20 protein-coding genes, 1 tRNA gene, 1 other RNA gene and 1 pseudogene are annotated in these 18,948 nt (G+C 42.7%); 10 read left to right on the plus strand and 13 right to left on the minus strand.

Annotated elements, in window-relative coordinates; translation table 11 throughout:
* Window positions 1–31 precede the first annotated feature (31 nt).
* A complete protein-coding gene (locus ACZ45G_RS19625) occupies window positions 32–271 on the plus strand; it encodes a hypothetical protein (RefSeq protein WP_464172194.1) in 240 nt (79 codons plus the stop codon).
* Between the two features lie 268 nt (window positions 272–539).
* Window positions 540–743, plus strand: a complete 204-nt coding sequence (locus ACZ45G_RS19630) for a hypothetical protein (protein ID WP_464172195.1) — start codon at window positions 540–542, stop codon at window positions 741–743.
* An 83-nt stretch (window positions 744–826) separates the two neighbouring features.
* Here the strand turns inward: ACZ45G_RS19630 and prxU are convergent, their stop codons facing one another.
* The 6 genes from prxU to ACZ45G_RS19660 all read right to left on the minus strand — a co-directional run bounded on the left by prxU (window position 827) and on the right by ACZ45G_RS19660 (window position 7,600).
* Window positions 827–1,552 (minus strand): thioredoxin-dependent peroxiredoxin, encoded by a 726-nt coding sequence (prxU, locus tag ACZ45G_RS19635; protein ID WP_464172196.1) that lies wholly within the window; start codon window positions 1,550–1,552, stop codon window positions 827–829.
* A 38-nt stretch (window positions 1,553–1,590) separates the two neighbouring features.
* Complete coding sequence (locus ACZ45G_RS19640; protein WP_464172197.1) at window positions 1,591–2,973, minus strand: MBL fold metallo-hydrolase; 1,383 nt, start codon at window positions 2,971–2,973, stop codon at window positions 1,591–1,593.
* Window positions 2,974–3,607: 634 nt separating this feature from the next.
* Window positions 3,608–3,886, minus strand: coding sequence for a hypothetical protein (locus tag ACZ45G_RS19645; protein WP_464172198.1), 279 nt, complete (start codon window positions 3,884–3,886; stop codon window positions 3,608–3,610).
* A gap of 3 nt (window positions 3,887–3,889) precedes the next feature.
* Entirely contained in the window at window positions 3,890–4,129 is a 240-nt protein-coding gene (locus tag ACZ45G_RS19650; RefSeq protein ID WP_464172199.1) for a hypothetical protein, read from the minus strand.
* A gap of 62 nt (window positions 4,130–4,191) precedes the next feature.
* Window positions 4,192–5,787, minus strand: a complete 1,596-nt coding sequence (locus ACZ45G_RS19655; protein WP_464172200.1) for an arylsulfatase — start codon at window positions 5,785–5,787, stop codon at window positions 4,192–4,194.
* A gap of 674 nt (window positions 5,788–6,461) precedes the next feature.
* Window positions 6,462–7,600, minus strand: a protein-coding gene (locus tag ACZ45G_RS19660) for an IS3 family transposase (protein WP_464172201.1) whose coding sequence is annotated in 2 segments (ribosomal slippage) — window positions 6,462–7,322 and window positions 7,325–7,600 — 1,137 coding nt in all. Because the reading frame shifts where the segments join, the coding sequence is not laid out codon by codon here.
* Window positions 7,601–7,651: 51 nt separating this feature from the next.
* On the opposite strand from ACZ45G_RS19660, the gene ACZ45G_RS19665 reads away from it, so the two are divergent.
* The 3 genes and pseudogenes from ACZ45G_RS19665 (at window position 7,652) to ACZ45G_RS19675 (ending at window position 8,571) form a co-directional block, all read left to right on the plus strand.
* Window positions 7,652–8,008 (plus strand): hypothetical protein, encoded by a 357-nt coding sequence (locus ACZ45G_RS19665; protein WP_464172202.1) that lies wholly within the window; start codon window positions 7,652–7,654, stop codon window positions 8,006–8,008.
* A gap of 146 nt (window positions 8,009–8,154) precedes the next feature.
* A pseudogene (locus ACZ45G_RS19670) lies at window positions 8,155–8,412 on the plus strand (HU family DNA-binding protein); the annotation flags it as partial.
* A 36-nt stretch (window positions 8,413–8,448) separates the two neighbouring features.
* Complete coding sequence (locus ACZ45G_RS19675; RefSeq protein ID WP_464180063.1) at window positions 8,449–8,571, plus strand: hypothetical protein; 123 nt, start codon at window positions 8,449–8,451, stop codon at window positions 8,569–8,571.
* Between the two features lie 772 nt (window positions 8,572–9,343).
* Here ACZ45G_RS19675 and ACZ45G_RS19680 read toward each other — a convergent pair.
* The gene (locus tag ACZ45G_RS19680) at window positions 9,344–10,633 is read right to left on the minus strand and encodes an IS701 family transposase (protein WP_464172203.1); all 1,290 of its coding nucleotides are present in this window, start codon (window positions 10,631–10,633) and stop codon (window positions 9,344–9,346) included.
* Window positions 10,634–11,027: 394 nt separating this feature from the next.
* Here ACZ45G_RS19680 and ACZ45G_RS19685 point away from each other — a divergent pair, with 394 nt between their 5' ends.
* From ACZ45G_RS19685 to ACZ45G_RS19705, 5 genes are all read left to right on the plus strand, one after another.
* Complete coding sequence (locus ACZ45G_RS19685) at window positions 11,028–12,662, plus strand: hypothetical protein (RefSeq protein ID WP_464172204.1); 1,635 nt, start codon at window positions 11,028–11,030, stop codon at window positions 12,660–12,662.
* Window positions 12,663–13,275: 613 nt separating this feature from the next.
* Window positions 13,276–13,446: a ribbon-helix-helix domain-containing protein gene (locus ACZ45G_RS19690; protein WP_464172205.1), complete on the plus strand. Its 171-nt coding sequence runs from the start codon at window positions 13,276–13,278 to the stop codon at window positions 13,444–13,446.
* A gap of 4 nt (window positions 13,447–13,450) precedes the next feature.
* Window positions 13,451–13,621 (plus strand): bacterioferritin-associated ferredoxin, encoded by a 171-nt coding sequence (locus tag ACZ45G_RS19695; protein WP_464172206.1) that lies wholly within the window; start codon window positions 13,451–13,453, stop codon window positions 13,619–13,621.
* 388 nt (window positions 13,622–14,009) lie between these two features.
* Window positions 14,010–14,086 (plus strand) — tRNA-Arg (locus ACZ45G_RS19700).
* A gap of 802 nt (window positions 14,087–14,888) precedes the next feature.
* The gene (locus ACZ45G_RS19705; protein WP_464172207.1) at window positions 14,889–15,098 is read left to right on the plus strand and encodes a rubredoxin; all 210 of its coding nucleotides are present in this window, start codon (window positions 14,889–14,891) and stop codon (window positions 15,096–15,098) included.
* Window positions 15,099–15,344: 246 nt separating this feature from the next.
* Here the strand turns inward: ACZ45G_RS19705 and ACZ45G_RS19710 are convergent, their stop codons facing one another.
* From ACZ45G_RS19710 to ACZ45G_RS19735, 6 genes are all read right to left on the minus strand, one after another.
* Entirely contained in the window at window positions 15,345–15,743 is a 399-nt protein-coding gene (locus ACZ45G_RS19710; protein ID WP_464172208.1) for a hypothetical protein, read from the minus strand.
* 606 nt (window positions 15,744–16,349) lie between these two features.
* Window positions 16,350–16,535: non-coding RNA, 6S RNA (gene ssrS, locus ACZ45G_RS19715), on the minus strand.
* 53 nt (window positions 16,536–16,588) lie between these two features.
* Window positions 16,589–16,795 (minus strand): dodecin family protein, encoded by a 207-nt coding sequence (locus ACZ45G_RS19720; RefSeq protein ID WP_464172209.1) that lies wholly within the window; start codon window positions 16,793–16,795, stop codon window positions 16,589–16,591.
* A 201-nt stretch (window positions 16,796–16,996) separates the two neighbouring features.
* Complete coding sequence (locus tag ACZ45G_RS19725; protein WP_464179977.1) at window positions 16,997–17,068, minus strand: hypothetical protein; 72 nt, start codon at window positions 17,066–17,068, stop codon at window positions 16,997–16,999.
* 38 nt (window positions 17,069–17,106) lie between these two features.
* Complete coding sequence (locus ACZ45G_RS19730; RefSeq protein WP_464172210.1) at window positions 17,107–17,475, minus strand: histidine phosphatase family protein; 369 nt, start codon at window positions 17,473–17,475, stop codon at window positions 17,107–17,109.
* Complete coding sequence (locus ACZ45G_RS19735) at window positions 17,463–18,914, minus strand: hypothetical protein (protein WP_464172211.1); 1,452 nt, start codon at window positions 18,912–18,914, stop codon at window positions 17,463–17,465. The genes ACZ45G_RS19730 and ACZ45G_RS19735 overlap by 13 nt, the downstream gene beginning before the upstream one ends.
* Between the last annotated feature and the right edge of the window lie 34 nt (window positions 18,915–18,948).

Consider the following 18,948-nt stretch of genomic DNA (forward strand, 5'->3'; position numbering starts at 1 on the left):
TGTTCGAAAATACTAAAAAAAGGACATTTGAATGACGGCTCAATTTGAATTGTATTGTGAATATATTCATTGCTGTGGGAAAAAAGTGCTGGTGCTAGGTGAAGTAGAAACTGAAAAAATGGCAAAAAAGTGGATTCAAGACCAAACTCTTCTGAAAAAACGTCCCAGACTCCCCAAAAACGACCTGATCAGGACCTGTCCGGTAATTCACTGCCCAGCAAAGCTTCAGATTCCCAGATACAACTATCGCCAAAAAGCGGTCACCCTGTAACCAACACCCCAAAAAAAAAGACAGGCGATCCCGCCAGAGGTGTTCTGTTGGAAAACGATTGTGTATCATGAGTTGAATACTCGAAACCATTTGATACATTTATGTGTCAATCAATCTGCCTCACATCGGTTATTCTCGCGATGGTTACAGAGATTCACTTTAAAATAAGCATATTAAAAATGCGTGGCATATATCTTGTAAGAATCTCCATTAAAATCAAACGAAAAAAAAAATGCTGTTAATCCATAAAAATCTGGAAGGAGGAATTATGAAATGCCCAACATGTGGATGCGAAAAATTTTATATTAAAGATACCGATGATGAATATGAACTTTATGAATTCACGGCCGTGAACGGGAAAATTGAATTTGATGCAACGCCTGAAACACAAAATATTCCTGAAATAACCGCTGAGATTGAAACCTTTTGCGATAAATGCGCCTGGCATGGAAAGTTCGAAACGTTAAAATAAAGGCCTGAAAAAAGGGATGGGGGGAGCAAATCCTCCCATCCCTCAAGCACAACAAAAAGCATTTATTTACAAAAAATCAGGAATTAATCAAACGCTTTATCTACCGTCCATGCCTCCCAAACTTTTCCAACAAGTTCGGGTCCTGGTTTAAGCGTATCCTTTCCAGGTCTCCATCCAGATGGTGTGGCTTCAGCTCCTTTTGAGTTGCGAACCACTTGGAAGGCCTGAATTTGACGAAGGCTTTCTGAAACATTCCGGCCCACGGGCGGTGTCAGCACTTCAAACCCTTGTACAACGCCATCGGGATCAATGAGAAAACGTCCCCGGACATCCACACCGGCGTTTTCATCATATACGCCATATACCTCCCCTATTTTCCCACCGCCATCTGACATCATGGGATAGGGGATAGTGCCTGAACTGGTCATCTTTGACAATTCATTGTCCACCCACATTTTGTGAACAAACATTGAATCTGTACTCATTGAGAGAACCTGTGCACCCAATTTTTCAAATTCTTCATTTTTCTCGGCGACCGCCGAGATTTCAGTTGCTCAGACAAAGGTGAAATCACCGGGATAAAAACAAAGTGCAACCCACTTGCCAAGGTAATCAGATAATTTTACAGAAGTAAATTCGCCTTTATAATAGGCTGGGGCTTCAAAATCCGGGGCTTTTTGTCCGACTCTAACCATGCTGGGGACTCCTTTTTTAATTTTTTGTTCTTTTGTTTCCGTTTCTTTTGTTTCTTTTGTTTCTTCTTGTTTAACCAAACCGCCTGTTGGGCGATCACACCCGGCTGATACCATTCTTTTCCTCCTTCTTGTTATGGTCAAATTATTCGGGGTTACACCAATGGAAGATTGGCATTGGACCAGGCAAATATTCCGCCGGCCAAAGACTTCAAGTTGGTAAACCCTGCTTCTTTAAAAAAACTGGCTGCAATGTTGGACCGATAACCACTGCCGCATTGTAAAATGATTTCCTGATTTTTATCCATATCAGGTATATTTCCCTCTAAAATCTCGGTCAAAGGCAGGTGTTTGGCCTGGTGTATATGGGCAATATTCCATTCTGCAGGGGTGCGAACATCCAAAATTTTGGGGCAATTCGGGCCAAGCAGACGCTGCAGTTGCAAAGGTGAAATTTGACTCAATTGCTCCACAGGACGCCCGCTCATCAGCCAGGCATTAATGCCCCCTGACAAATAGCCCAGAATCGCATCATAGCCAATGCGGTGAAGCTCTGTGGTCATCCGGTCATAGGCTTCCCGGTCATCCACCACCAAAAGAAGCTCTGATTTTGGATCAATAACCATGCCCACCCAGTTGGCCAGTTGTTTCTCAAAACCAATATTGACACTGCCGGGAATGTGGAATCCTCCGTATGCAGCACTACCCCGCGTATCCATTACCAAAGTGCTGTTATCTTCCATTAATTCCTGGAACTGACCCGGGGTCAATCTTTTATCCATGGAGCATGCATCCAGCAGGTCAGCACCCTTCCGGTTGGTGGCAATAATGTGAGAAAAACTTTTCGGCCTTGCGGGAAACGCGGATGTGATATCCTTTTTAAATTCCTCAAAAGAATTAAAACGAAGCATATGATTGGCATTTCTTTCATACCCAAGGGTGGAACTTTTCTTTGCACTCATGCCTCTACCGCACAACGAACCTTCCCCATGGGCAGGATAGACTTCCAAATAATCCGGATAGCTGGCCAATGTTTTATACAGGCTGTTATAGAGATTTTTTACCTGTTCATCCAGGCTCTCAGCACCAGGGAGGTCCGGCCGTCCGACATCGCCAACAAAAAGCAAATCTCCAGTGAGGATCATCTGGGGCTCACTGGAGCGGGATGTATCCGTCACAACGAGGGAAATTGAATTTGGGGTATGTCCAGGCGTGTGCAACACCTCAAATTTAGCCGCACCCAAAGTAAGGATGTCACCATGTTCAATCTTTTTATGGGGATAGGTAATCTCTACACTGTCATTAATATAGATATCTGCACCTGTTGCCGCACTTAATTCTTGATCACCGCTAATATGATCGGCATGCAGATGGGTATTGACAATATGAGTAATATTCATGCCTTCCTGAAGGGAAATCTCCAGATAATCTTGGATATCTCTTTTTGGGTCCACTACCATCATCGCTTTTGCGGCAGGACACCCGATGCAATAGGACTGACACCCGAGCCCGGGCACAGAAATTTGGTTAAAATACATCAATTCACCTCTTTTAATGACATTTTTAATGTTAGAAAATATTTCAAACGGATACTAAACCTCATAAATTTAATTTTTAAAAAATTCCATGGATTTAATACTGCAAGTATCAAGCCATGTGTTTATTTTAAAAACAAAGAAAGGTCTATTCCCATTCAATACTCAGATGGGATGCTTTAGTCAATGCTCTTGTCGGATTATATTCCATCAAACAGTGTTGAACAGGTACTCAAAGCTGGAGCAATCCATGGGGATCTCAAGAATATCCAGGATGTTTTTTTGTAGTGGGTGTTAAGATTCAAATACTGTGATGGATCAATGGGGAATCACCCCGCTGTAATACCCCGCCCACCCCGCCACTATCCCACCGGCTCAAACCAAATTATATTTTATCCAAATTCTAATTCTGGAGAAAATGCAATGGTAAAAAATTCACGAACCGCCGTATACGGAACCGTACGTACGGTGGTGTGAGAGGACGGAGGGCCCAAGCCCTCCTCCTCCTACTCGATGGAGATCAGTTTGTCACACGTCATCAACAGACGATAATCCCTTGACTACTGGTGCAGAGAATTGAGGTCATGACCTGCCGGTTACTCTTTTTCCAGCGGGAAGATGACCTTCCGGTCCTTTTTCATGTCCACAACTGTCCAGCCTTTGGCCTGTGCTTCGACAAGACCCTTGTCAAGTTTCCCGATGTGCGAATCTCGGTCACAATCTTCTCGAACGCCTCGGTGGTCATACCGGAATGGGTCTTCATAACAATTTCGAGCAACGCTTTTTCTCCGCCGATCAGTGCGCTTTTCAGGTCACCCTTAAGCAGCGAGGCGAAGGGCTCCTGAGTCTTCCACTCCGGATGCCGGGGTGCAAGCGCCTTCACGCGGTCGATCGCAAAGAACAGCTGAAAATACATGGGCTACTCAGCCCAGAGGCAGCCATCGTTATCAAAGGTTGCGATGCGCTGGGCGATCGGCACAAAATCCGGAGAGCCAGGAGTGGTGACTTTGGCAACAAAGTCCAGGATGGACTGTTTCGTCTGGCCGTCGTTCCATGAGGGCAGGTGGGGGGGAGAAGAACCTGCGATTGCAATGGTTATGGTGAAGATCAGCGAAGCAAACAACATCCCGGCGAGAGTCTTCAGCATTGTGCTTTTCATATGCACACATCTCCTTTCCTGTTTTATTCGATTTTCTGGCCGCTAACTCAATGGCTCAACTTCTACTGTTGCGGTACCGCCTGGAGCACCTTGAAGGCGTTGCCAACCGTAAACGAACCGGGCTTCTGACTGGGAGGAAATTCATTGAATGATTTCAGGACCGGTCCGACCACGTCCCCCATCGGGTAGAGAATCCACGCGTGATCAAGGACCCAGTCCCAATATGTATTGGATGTAACCGTGGCGGATTCGTAGGGGTCCGTGCGCAGGTTGTAAATGTATGGAAGGCGCAGGCCCCGGAACTCGCGCTGCCAGATTTCCAGAGTGCCGGCCGAATCCTGAACCATAAAATGAACTTTCCAGTTGTTGTAGCGCAACGCCAGTAAATCTCCTTCATCAGAAAAATAGAAGAAAGCCTGACGGGGACCTTTCTCATCGCGACCAGTCAGATGGGGAAGGAAGTTGTAACCGTCCAGATGGTTCTTGTAGGTCCTGCCGTTTGCCGCATATCCTTTGAGTAATTTATCCTTGATCTCGGTGTTTCCGGCTGCGGCGAGCAGGGTCGGGAGCCAGTCGAGCTGCGACATAATCTCGTTTGAAACTGAGGACGGCTTGATCTTGCCAGGCCAGCGCACGATCTGGGGGACACGGAAGGCGCCTTCCCAGCCGGTATTCTTCTCACTGCGGAACTTTGTCATGCCGCCATCGGGCCAGGTATTGCGGTGGGGACCGTTGTCTGTGCTGTAGATGACAATGGTGTTGTCGGTGATGCCGAGTTCATCTAGCAGGTCCAGAATCTGTCCCACGTTCTTGTCGTGGTCAATCATGGTGTCATGATAGGGGCTTTGCGCTTCACCGGCCTGTCCCAAGCTATCAGGTTTTGTGTGGGTTCTGAAATGCATATGGGTGTAGTTGATCCATGTGAAGAAGGGCGTGCCCTCTTTGACCTGACGCTTGATATAATCAATCGCCTTTTCTGCGATTTCGTCATCGATGGTTTCCATGCGTTTTTTGGTCAGCGGACCGGTGTCTTTTATGGTCTGCATGCCGACCTTTCCAAAGCGGGGGTCTTCGGTTGTATCGTCCTTATCCGTCGCAAAGGTGTGGATCACACCGCGCGGGCCATATTTTTTAAGGAATTCTGGGTTCTTCGGGTAGTCGGGCAGTTCGGGTTCCTCGGATGCGTTGAGATGATAGAGGGCACCATAGAACTCGTCAAAACCGTGTACAGTAGGCAAATGCTCATTGCGGTCCCCCAGGTGATTTTTACCAAACTGGCCCGTGGAATAGCCCTCTTTTTTCAGAAGCGTTGCAATGGTCACGTCCCCGACCTGAAGACCCTCGGGCGCGCCGGGCATGCCAACCTTGCTCAGTCCTGTGCGGACGGTGAACTGGCCGGTGATGAAGGACGAACGTCCGGCGGTACAGCTCTGATCCGCGTAAAAGTCTGTAAACATCATACCATCTTTGGCGAGGCGGTCGATATTCGGCGTCTTGTACCCCATCAATCCGAAGTTGTAGGCACTGATATTGGATTCACCGATGTCATCGCCCCAGATCACGACGATGTTGGGTTTTTCTGCTGCATGCGCAAAACCGGTATACAATCCAATGCATAAGATTAGAAGCGTAAAGATACCCCTGATTGAACTTTTCATGGCATTTCTCCTTTTAATTTATGGTTAAAGCTGAATAATACCTGTTTATTTCTTGTCCGAAAAAGCACAGCATCAGGAGGTGGGGAAAGTGGTCCCTTTTTAACAGATTCAAAAAACTTTGAAAGCAATTTCGCATGCATCGTAATAGAAAAGACAAAAAAATAATTGTTTGAACTCTTCTTGGTATTTTTGATGTCCTTGAAGTCCTAAATTTTGTCACATTTATCATTTAACCAGGGCCAGCACAAGTAAATTTATCAGGCCCCTTCTTGGACAATTTCATGACCAGCTCCATGAATATATCATCCAGCGCGGAAAAAGGGAGAGGGAACTGTGGGCCTACCCCCAATCTTAGACCACGAAACTGGATTTCTTAAGTGGAAACTGCGCTCCTTTGTTTCGTGATTTAGGCGACCTACGAGCCGCCCGTTTGGATACGTTTATGCCAGTTCCTCTTGTTATTTCATGACACCATGGTATCATCCTGTCACCAGCCTGGAGGATAGGGCAATGCTGGGAAGCAACCTGAGCGCCATGACTGGTGACGGAGACATGGGGCGGTATACGGTCAAATGTATGCCGTCCTTTCTTCCATGTTTCTGTCTTTAATGCGTTAAATCCCCGCGCCTTAGCGCGGAGAATATACCCCGTAGGGCTGCCGGAGTCATATTTGTTCACGATTCTTTATGAACCTCCTTTTTGACCGTACCGTTCATGAATACCTCAGCCGGGGTCTGCTTGTCCAGTGCAGAATGCTTCCGCTCACAATTATAATAGCTGAAATAGGCATCCAGCCCTCGATACAACGAATGTCCATCGCTGTAGGCCTTGGGATAAACGTTTTCATACTTGAGTGTCCACCAGAGGCGCTCGATGAATACGTTGTCTAAAGCTCGTCCACGCCCATCCATGCTCAGGGCGATCTGTTTGTCCAACAATACCCTGGTGAAGGCGTCCGAGGTGAATTGCGAACCTTGGTCTGTGTTGAATATCTCCGGAGTGCCTTGTTCCAAAGCCTGTTCCAGCGCTGCAATGCAGAAAAGACTGTCCAATGAGTTCGATAGCTCCCATGAAAGAACGTAGCGGCTATACCAGTCGATTACAGCACTCAGATACATGAACCCGTGCTTCATCGGGATGTAGGTGATGTCGGTACTCCAAGCCTGGTTGACACGTTCAATCTTAACATTACGAAGCAAATACGGATATACTTTATGACCCGGAGCAGGCTTGCTCGTGTGTGGTCCCGGCGTGATGGCCTGAAGCCCCATGCGCTGCATTAGACGAGCCACTCGTTTTCGGTTGGTGCAGTATCCTTGATCACGGAGCCAGTCCGTGATGCGCGGATAGCCGAATTCTGGATGCCTCATGTACTGCTCGTCAATCAGACGCATCAGCAGAAGGTTCTCATCTGTTTCTGAAACGGGTTTATAATAGATGCCTGAACGAGGTACGCCTGCCAACTTACATTGACGTCGGATCGAATAAATGGAATCAGATTTCACCCAACTCCGACGCGTTGAAACCGGCAGGCTCATAACTTTTTTTCGAGCCACTTGATGTCCATCTTTAGTCGCCCGATCTCCTCGTAAAGTGGTGCCGTGATCTCATCCTCGCTCTTTGACTGCCGTTTTTTTCCTGATGAAAAAAGCTCCGGGGCATTTGAAAGCAGTTGTCTTTTCCACGCCGATATTTGATTTGGATGAATCTTAAAAACCGTTGATAGTTCGGCTAAGGTCTTCATCCCCTTGATAGCTTCGACCGCCACTTTGGCCTTGAATTTGTCCGAAAATTGTCTTCTTTTACATTTCATTTTCATACGTCCTTTCTTACCATGTTCAGGACGCAAATTCCACTTAAGCAAGTGGTCTCAAAATCGGGGGCAAGCGCACTGTTCAGCCTGGCCAGGGATAACCTGATCCGGTTGAAGAACGAATTTAGTTTTCAATACCAGAATGACCCGCGGTCCGATTTCACCGCCTGGTTCAACGCCCATCTATCCCTGCAAAAAGACGGGACGCTCCGGTCTTCCCGGAAACATTTTGACGGGATGTGGACCCCGGACGGAATCTTTGAACATGGCATGGGCATGGCCGTGGGGCCGAATGTCGAAAGAACAGACGAAATCAAACGGCGGATGGCCAGATTTACCCTATTACACACCCTTTCTGATCTGGTGCTGAAACTGATGGCATTGTTTATGAAGAATAAAAGGATCTGACCCAGGTATATTTTACTCTCCAACCGCTGCATTTAATTTGGTCTTGGCGAATGAAAACCTATTGAGTTCTTTTAACCTTGAAATATTTTGTCCTGGCAGGTACATGTTATTTCTTAAGCCAAACCATATTGTGATTGAGGGAAGAAATATTAAACAAACTTGAACTGATTCAGGAACTTAAAAAGAAAGCTGACTTGACCAGAAATGAAGCTTCCAAAGTCGTTGAAGTATTTTTTGGAGAAATGGCCAAAGCCTTTATTAAAGGTGAGTGAGTTGAAATCAGGGGGCTGTGTTCTTTTTTTATCAAAGATTACGAGCCCTATACCGGAAGAAATCCCAAAACAGGGGAAAAGGTTCCGATACCAGCCAAGAAACTTCCATTTTTTAAGTGTGGGAAGGAATTACATTTTTTTGAAAATACAGTCCGGGATATGAAAAAAATGAGTAAGAATAAAAAGGTTCGTTTAGGGAAAGAAGAGCATACGGTTATTTTCCACAAAGGAGAAGCAATAGAAATTGAGTGTCCAGAATTAAAAAAGTGTAAAATCACAGGTGTGGAATAGTCTTGTTATCACTGAAAACGATAGGTGGATAAGCACTGGATGAACTCTTGTTTGTAAATATGCTGCTGATTGAGCACTGGTTTCTTTACCTCTATCATTATCAAGACCACTATTCCCGAGAACATGTTCATTGCAAACAAGTTCTGTATACCCACCTCCTCAATTAAAGTAAACTATTTTAAGGCTTCTTGCCCGCTGATCCACAAATTGAATTGAAATTTCAAAGATGAAAAGGTCATATATGGGGTTGACCAAATTTTGTCAGGACTGAGCCCTATGAATACAAGTACCCTCCGGTCGGGTTTTGATTGCAGTCACTACTGCCAAAAGAAATCAACGCCTTTTCAATAAAGAGCCTTACCCCATAATAATAGACAATAACCGGACTTTGGGATAGATCCCGAAAAACATAATCCAAGAATCTGCTAAAATGTGCTCTATATAAGCATTCATCTTCATTGTTCATAGGGTACACGACGTTGTGTTTGATACATTTTCGCTTGATCTTTTATATTTATTCGGCTAACTGAAGTATAATCTACCCCCCTAAAAACTGTAATAAGGATTTGCTTATGGGACCTTCCTCGAAAAAAAGAAGATATCAAAGATATATAACCCTACAACGTAACTTATGTATCTCTACAACCATTTTTTATTTTTTTTTCGGTGTGAAAGATAAGCACTGTGATTTTTTTTCTGAACCCAGAAAATCAATTCGATGAGTAATTTTTTATTGTATCGCCTTATTGGTAAAACAATTTCCATCAAAACCCTAATCTGCGACAAAGTAATGGACGGTGTTTTTTTTTCCCAATTTGATTTTAATGTGCCAAAGAAAAAAGTGTGCAAGTATGCAGGTGAGCATGTGATGGTGCCACCCGTTGTATTTTCTTACTTCATAATGGTCCATTCCAAGTTCATTTTTACACTCCCGAAAACATTGTTCAATCGCCCAGCGCAAACCGGACAACCAAACAAAAGTTTTAAGCCTGGTGCTGGTCGAGGCGTTGCTTATATAGTACGAATATTCAGGATTATCGCCTATAGTTCTTTTGACTATGAGCCAGACGGCCTTATCGGGTAAGCCATCCTTGTGCAAAACCACACGCCGTTTTGTAAATTCGTATTCGATAGGTCCTTTTGTCCCCTCGGAGACCTTTCTTCTATACCAAAAAAAGTCATTTGTGTTTTGAGCAAAAGCTTTAACTGATATAGGCTTTTTTTCAGTACTCTCCAATATTTTTTTTGTTCGAAATTCGCCTTTATACTTATAGGTTTTTTCCATTATAATTGGTCTTCCTAACCAGCACAAGGTATCTGAATGGATGGATACAAAATAAGTTAGTCCGACACATTCATCGACAGCCTTTAAAAATTCAGGGCTCGTTCCGTACAATGAATCTGCCAACACATATTTAAAAGGAAGGCATTTTTCTTGATAAATAGTTTCGAACATATCCACCGCTAATTGTGGTTTTGTTTTAAAGGATAAATCATCCGGCATTTTACACTTGTCACGCCGATCCTTATGATCATCATCAAACCATTTTTCCGGGATAAATATTTTTTTATCGACCAAGGCATAACCATGAGGAGATGCATAGGCAGCAAAGACACCAACTTGACAATTATCAACCTTCCCAACAGAACCACAATATTGTCTGGCCACTCCCACAGAGTTGTTCCCTTTTTTAGAGAAGGAAGACTCATCAAAAAGAAGAGCGGCATCAGAATTTCCCATATCCTCATTTACAATATTACGATACTTAACCATCATATTTTCTTCATCCCATGTCGCATCACTCACAAATCGTTGCATAGCCCTTACATTAGAGCCTTCTATATTGAGTGCTATCGGCTCAATTGATTTTCTTTCAAGTTCGCTGAATTGCCCGGACATGTATTTAAAAAAATGTTCTCTTGATTCACTCCTTTGAAAACAATCATGAAATATTGCATGGAACCCACTTAATTCATGCATAAAATCATCTATATCATTTTCTTTAAGATCATATTTAGGCACTGGAAAATGGCGTTCGTAAGCGCGGTGTTCTGATAGCATGGCTGTTGCTCCTATTAATAAAATTAACGGTAATGCTCGGAGTATATCAGACTATGCAAATATTTCAAGTTTAATTTCATCTAAGTAGCGTTATAGGGTTAAAATTTGACCAGTTCCAAAAAATTAGAACTGATATGCACAATAGTTCAAAGTCAAATTATCATACATTTTTCTCTTATTTTTTTTCTGACAAACCACAGGTTAATCATATTTGCCTCTGTTAATTTTAAATCCATTGCCCTGGATGCAAAGAAAAAGAAATTGACATACAATTAACATTTATTTAAATTACTTAATTTGACCTTTAACGTTGCGGGGTAAAATCAGCTGCGCCGAGTAAGATAAATAGCCACGGCGCTCTAACCCGGATACAAATTTTAATTGGAGACAGACGATGGGTACAGGCAACAAGAGCATCAAAACGTTCAAAGCAAAGAAAGATGACGGCGCCATGACACAAAGCGCCAATTCCACAAAGCTTGGCACCCTACAACGGAAAAACGGAAAGCTGAAAGAATGGGTTTTAAAGAAACTGTCGAGCAAGCAGGAAGTGCTTATTGAGTGTATGACAGGGGAAATATACCGTTACATCATCGGAAATCGCCAGCCCAAAATCCGCACCGGAGATGAGAATAATCTGCTGTCAGAATTCGTACCCTATCGCGCAGTGCGGGACATCTTGGAAGTTCCAAAGCACAAGGTCAATGTCAAGCGGTTCAGGGAGGCTTTTATCAATAATCCCGAAGGCTTCATGCTGGTGCTGTGGTCGTCCATATTACTTGAGGAAAACGATCTTTCTTCACAAAATTACGGTCTTGCACTGGCCAATCAGCCCACGGAAACCGAAGAGCGGTATGACCGATTCATCAAGATTGACCATGGTCAATCCTTTAACTCCTTGCGGATATCCAAGGATAGCCGTATCAAAAAACTGGCCCCAATAAAGTATTTCCCCCCGCCTACGGATGCAGATCTTGACCAAGACGGAGTGGACACCCGTACCAAAAAGAAGCGCAAACAGATCTGGTGGCGGACCAAACGTACCTACAAGCTGCAGCCGGCTTACATGGACTCTATCATCATGCAGTTTCTGCTGGGCCTGTTTGACAACGCCTTTATCCGCAGCCTGAAATATCAACCCGCAGCGCTGTCTCTGTATGACGGGCGGCTGCTCAGTTTTTTCAAGCACCTTGGCCAGGATCGTTATGACAGACTGGAGATGGCCAAGCACCGTGCCATTGCCAAGATCGTTTTTACCACCGATGATCTGATGGAAAAGATCGCCCAGCGAGCAGCTCACAAGACCCTGCCCGTCAAGACACGTTATATCCTGAAAAAGCTTAAGGAAAACAAAAATAGTTTTTTTGAGACGGCATGCACGGATCTGGATTTTTGTGTATTGGTCGCAAAGGAACGAAAGACCCTGGAGACTAATATCTCGAATTCGTTCCAGCGCATGATCTGGTCCCGCGTCAAGGAAGACTTTCCGCATCAAGTAAAATCCGAACGCTACGGTGATTTGTTCGATGAAGAACCAGTGTATACAGCAGCGCTGAACAGTATTGATGAAGTAGGAAAAATTTTTGGCACAGAGGAGATGATAATGGCCACCGAGGCCCTGCTGCTTGCCATACGGAACAAGCTTGTCGACTATGAATGGAAGGTGCGTGGCGGCGGGGGCCGGAAGGTTAAAATCAAGCCCGGTGATATCCGTGTAATGCCGGAAAATGCCTCCCTGATGTGTCTTAGCCTCACTTACTGGCGGCTGTCCCATAAAGCACGGCAATTCCGGACCCTCCAGGACATATTATTTCTTGCGGGCAAAACCGCAAGGAAGCGCGGTGTCTTGCGCAGCTCACAAACCTCCAGCGGCTACAAGGAGATACAGTGGATGATAGATGACTTCTCCAAGAGATTTCCGCCCATCAAATACCTGCGTGACAAATATGCTCAGCGCAATGCAGAAAGATATCTCGACTTTTTTAAACTTTCCAGGGAGATCCGCCGTAAAGCTATATGTAAATCCTAACATAACCGAGTGTTTGAAACTGCCTTATCCATCGTCCACGTCTAATGTAACAAGTTATTGTGCAAATCTGGATATCATGTAACTTGTAATGTTATCCGACCTGAAACGATAGAAAAGTGATCTACAAATCAGTATCAATGTTTCAAACATTTTGTAAAGAAATATTCAAATATATGGAATAAGAAAGGATCAATTAAATCAAAATGCCATTGACCTTTATTGGAGTCTCAGTTTCCTCCCAAATTTTTCAAAACCCAAGATAATAAGTGGACTGTTGCTTTTTCTTTATGGATCGGGTCATGCATTTTAAAACCTGCCAAAAACTAATTTTAATACAATTTAAACCCCATAGAAACTATACAATCACCCAATCAGTGCAATATTTTTCTATTATGGACAGATTGTTTTTTTATTTGGGAGGCCTTTATCGGCTGTAATAGTTGTAAATAGAGGGATTACAGAATTTTAGAGAAGTTGCCATGCTCCAGCTATCGCCCTTCAGCACATACCGTATTACACTTCCCAGGCACCCGGCCACACACATTTAATTTCTATTGTATAAAAACAGCAAATATGGAAGAATCTGGGACAACGATTTAAAAAAAGGAACACGATGACAGAAGAATCCATTGCAGATGAATGTTCAGATCCTACTCAGACCTTATCCATTGAGTTACCTTGTCAGATGGTTGAAAGGATTGAAAGATATGCCAAAGAGAATGGAGCAACGGTGGCAGGTGTTATGATAGAGGCCTTGGATAATTTCTTGAGAATGCAGAGATGATTTTATGGTATCAAAGAAAAAAGATGAACTGATCTGTTACTGCTTCGGATATACAGTTGCTGACATTGAATCTGATGCCGTAGCCAATTCTCGCTCCCTGATCCTGGAAAAGATTGCCGCAGAGAAAAAAACCGGAGGATGCAATTGCTCTGAAAAGAACCCCAAAGGTAGGTGATGTATTTCTGATGTTCGCCAGGTGGCGGATAGGATTCTTGGTAAGGTGATTCTTTACTGAAGAATTCAAACACGGGGATACTTTGTCCCCGTGTCATATAAAAAACAATAGGGTAGAAGGAACTATTATCCCCCTACCCTACCCTGCTTCGGGTTGTGCCCAAATTGTTCCCGTCAAGGTCAAACAGTTACAAACGATTCCAAACGAAACCAAAAGTAAAATTGTTAATAATTGTTTGAAAAATCAATAAAAACAAATGGTTCAAAGTCACAATCACGATAGATTGAACTATCATGACTCAGAAGTGAAAAATCAAGCCAGAAAAGGCTCTTCAGATCTTGCATAAAGCCCCTGACTATGCTATTTAATATGAACTTCATCACCTTGTGCGCCCGTAGCTCAGCTGGATAGAGCGCTGGACTTCGAATCCATAGGTCGCAGGTTCGAATCCTGCCGGGCGCACCATCTACAGTAAAGGGGCTTAGGATTTTTCTAAGATCCTTTTTTATTTTCTCATTTCCCATTAAAACACCAAAGTTTGATACAATGTTGACACCTTTTGACACCAATGGGAGAGACCAGAATGCCCATAAACCTACTAAATATGTCCTGTAAATCCTCAATAAAAATAGGGGTTTCTAAGTGTTCTAAGTGTGGTACACAATTTGACAGAAAAACCAGGGGGAAGCAGATAAATTTTGCTTCCCCTTTTCTTATTATTCAAGCTGTCCTTACCTTTAAAAACCCAATTATGGGAGCAACGCGACCAATAATTGGGTTTCAAAATAAAGTAGGAATAGCAAAATCAGTTTAAAATAATCAAAAAATTTAAGCCAATATAGTGTGGCAATCAACTATAGGGTCCAAGTGCCTCCAGGTAGAGATATATCCAGGATATATATAGTAACCTACACACACATTTACTCTATATTTTTATAAAATTATGATGGCAGATTGTTTGGCAACGAAGTTGCACGAGTGGCTTATTTATAAAGCTTCCTCTTGATATTTTTCATCCAGGAATGTTATTCTCCAATTATCCTGATTTTCGGATGATACGATCAAATTCAGCAACAGTTCCCTTGACCAGAGTTGAGAATCTGTTTATAATTGATTTCATGAGTCGCCTCCTTTTTCATGGCGGTTGTGTTTCATTCTCTCATCTATAGCAAATGGGACGGTTCATGTCATCTATGAAGTGGGTTACGACATACCCCGCTTTGATCGTTTAACATTAAATTAATTTACTTAGAAAAGGAGAATTAAAATGGCAGATCCAAAAAATATGTATCAATGTCAAATACACAATTGCGGATATGTTTATGACCCTGACAAAGGAGAACCAAAGACAAACACCCCTCCGGGGACAACTTTTCAAGATCTTCCGGATGATTGGGAATGTCCCTTCTGTGGGTCATCAAAAAAGACCTTTAGACCTTTAGCCGGACCGGGGTCAACATTAGCTGAGGGCAAATGATTCATATCTTTGCTTATGCCCAAAATAAACATAATAAAACGGTTTATAAAAGGGCCTAAATGAAGGATTTTGACGGTGGACGGTAATTTCTTTAAAACTTAAGAATAGTCACCGAGAAGTGGGCCAAGTAGCAAGCTACCCAACCCAAGTTTATCAGCATCATGAAGAGCATCAATTTGAGCAACAGCGAGAGCAAAAACGGAAGACACAATTAAGATTTGGAACAACAAGGTCAACGCAATATTTTTATTCAGGCTTGATATGATCCGACATGTCCGACAGATTGATTTCAAGTTGACCTTGTTGTTCTATTTTTAAAGCTCGATTCCGAAAATCACCCTCGTCTATTTTTCCCTTTATCCAATGGTGCCAGGTGTCTTTTTGGGAAGCGACAATAACATCAAATTTTTTGGCCGGATCGAATTGGCTAAGGGCTTCATCAGCAATCCAAACACAGCAATTACATTTTTTCCCACCACTTTCGAGAATCTTAAAAAAATAACGAAAAGTTTTACTTCCAGGTTTTAGCCCTTCTTCGATCTCATAATTTTTGTATGTCCATGTGTTTTGCATTTGATCTCCCATTAAAATATTAGTGTTTGCAGAACCTAAATATATGAATGCAATTTTGATTTGCAACCACATTCTGTAATTTTCTCCATCCAGGAAACTAACCTGTATGCCATCTCCATTAACTTTGAAGTATTTATTGCTGACAATTCAGTTATGCTTCAAATTTTTTTTAGAAAATATAATACCGGTAATAGATATCAAGAATATATCATAGGGCGGTTCCATGACGTTTTAGGGAACAGGTCCAAAAAAATATCCTGGTTCTTACTGGTAGAAATAACATTGTATTAATAAATGAAGATCTGGGATTATAAGAAACGTTTTTAAAACAGAACCGTCTGAGAATAGAGGCGTCTGAATATTTTAAGAATTAAGGTCAAATGCTATTGTGGATATAAAGCGGAGGAAATTCCATTTGATGTTGAGTTTATTGGTTTGCCAGGAGAAGAAATTCCATTGAAAAAAAACTCTGTAGATACCGTATTGATACCGATACTCTCTGTTCTATTCCTCACGTGCACAGAGCATTAAATGAAATAAGTCGAGTTTTAAGGTTTGGGGAAAAATTGATTTTTATAGCGGGAAATGGATTCAAAATTTAACCATCAAGATCTTCAGACGATTCTAACCCCATATCATTAATTTCCAATTTCACAATATTCCTTGTACCTATGTTATAAGTCCCCCAAAAATGCCGTGTTGCTTGTTTAGGATTTGAACCCTTAGTTCAAAAGGTGGGTGTCCAATATTACCTTCTGGCTTTTCCATACCATCTGGAACTTGGGCGCCGGTAAAAATGTGGACTCCCATTTATTATGCATTAGGACAAAGATAATCAGACAATCACGCACACTCCAGGGGCAAAATTAATTCAAGTTAGGAAGCACTATTTTGAATATCACTTTTAAATTAATTGTCTATTCCAATTTAAAGGAGACTTTTAATTTGGTACGGTAACCAACAATTCTGTTATCCTCCAAACGCATATCCATCTTGACAACTTCAGCTATACGCATGTCTCGAACAGATTTGTCAACAGCTGCAACGGCAGATTTAGCAGCCTCTTCCCAAGAAGTTTCAGAAAACCCTACAATTTCAACAATTTTGTAAACGCTTGATTCCATGGTAATCTCCTTTCAAAGGTTAAAATGGTTTTAAATATGGGCTTACTATGATTTTAAATGAGAGCAGAGAATTCTTAAGCCCGATAATCAATGATACAGATATTATTTTTTTTTGTATACTTGTTTTATATTTTTATTTTTGATATTTTATCGGGATAATAGCTAAAAAATCAATACGTTATTTGGATGCGAATTAATTCGTTATTCATTAGCCCGATTCTGCAAACTCCCAGCACATTTAAACCTAACAACTCTCCTCCCACCCAGCATCATGTCCTCTTCTATGGCTGGATTCCTTCCCTGGCGAGACGCTACTTGGTTTGAAATTGAAAAGATTCAAAGAGTGAGTCTTTGTATTTTAGAAGGGTTTCCAGAAAGGTGGAAATCCGGTCATACACATCAGCACCGGATTCACCATCTTTTATTCGATAAAAAAAATAACTGTGTCTTTTCCGTTCTTCGTTTTCTTTGGCAGCCTGATCAAGGGTATAAAAATTGCCCCATTCCTGTTCTCTTAATCTTGGATCTTCTTTGATCTTGATGTGTGCATTTTCAATTTGAGATAAGACTGTCTCCGATGTCTGCTGGGTTCTCGTATAGGGTGAATTCCAGACCGAAATTTTCTGGATAAAAAAAAACAGGATGTCAAAATTTTTAAAAAAGATGTTTAAAATGACCATTTTAGCTGGCAGCCAAGCCTGTCATTATCACGCCATAATCCGATAAAAGAAGTGTCATCGCCATCGAATAATTCTGTATACACTTCCAGCACCATACCAGGATAAAACCGATAGGTACCGCCGATCCTGTGATATTGAGCATCGCGGCCAATATCCAGATCCATATGATAATATAGATTGGTATCAGAATTGACCTGCAACAGCAGCTGAAGCAGGATATCCTTGGTAAAGGGTCTGATATATTCCGAGCTTAAATAATATCCTTGAGCATCCTGCCGGTGAACAACGCTTTCCCCGGCATAGTCAATTCGCCAGTGTACCTGGTCAATATTGAACAAGGTGGCAGTCAGAGCATCTGTAATGGTGGCCCCACCGGTATAGCTGATATAACTGTCGTCAGTATTATCTTTGGCATGGTTGTATAAAAGTTCAGTGTGAAATTCAAAATTCTGCCAGGTAAAGGTACCGCCCGTGGCCAGCCGTAAAACATTGGGGTTTCTTTTAATCAATGCAACTTCACTTCCCCTGTCTTCAAAATAGACGACGGGAAAGGGGTTGGGACCATGGAAAACAGACCCGAAAAGGTCCAGGTCTCCCACCATGGTTTTGATGAGCCCTGAATATCCCATATCCTCCAATCCTGCGCCGGGCCCGTCATTTTCAACCACAACCGTTTTTGTATCCAGAAAAAATTTTAAAAAATCGTTATCTTGAAGAAAACCGCCAAAATAATAGAGGATAAAAGAGGTCATGGCATCCAAACTTGAAAGATCAAATTCGTCAGAATACCAATAATCCGAATCCGGCTGTACCGTCATCCATCGGGAGGTTGCGCTTGGCACCTTGGGATCTTGGAATACGGGATAGACAGATGCTCTCACCAGGGTATCATCACCAAAAACCTTGTCAACACTCAGCTGCCAGACCCCATAGGTTCTGGGATCACTAGGCTCATTCAAATCAAGGGGATGATATACCTGAGACAGGGGATAAATGCTGTTGGTGTTGTTGGGAATAATCTTTTTCCCCACGGTCACCCCGATCCCGTTTAAATCGAAAAGCCCGTAGACCTGACTTATTTCAAGAATCCGGCGTTCCCGGTCCTGATCTTTCCACAAAGGAGTTACTCCTGCATAGGTATTGTCCTGGGTGCCATATTCAAGCCACCCTTCAAGATGAAAGGAATGTTTCTCCACTCCCCCCCAGGTCTTAAATTTTAGCTGGGCCTCACCTTCATTGCTGTCATGGTTGTCAAGCGAGGTTAGATAATGGAAATAGCTGATATTCAAATTAAGATCCAGGTGATCTGATAATTGTTTAAAAAAGGGGGATTTATCACCGGCAGTATCCCTTGCTTCCACCTCTGGGAGGGTTTCCATCAAAGCATCAAGTTCATCAAGCAGGTCGTCAGCGGCAAACCCCGGTGAGAATGTTCCCAAACAACAAATTACCAAAAGACAATGGAAGAAAAAT

It is taken from the genome of Desulfoconvexum algidum, assembly GCF_055382125.1.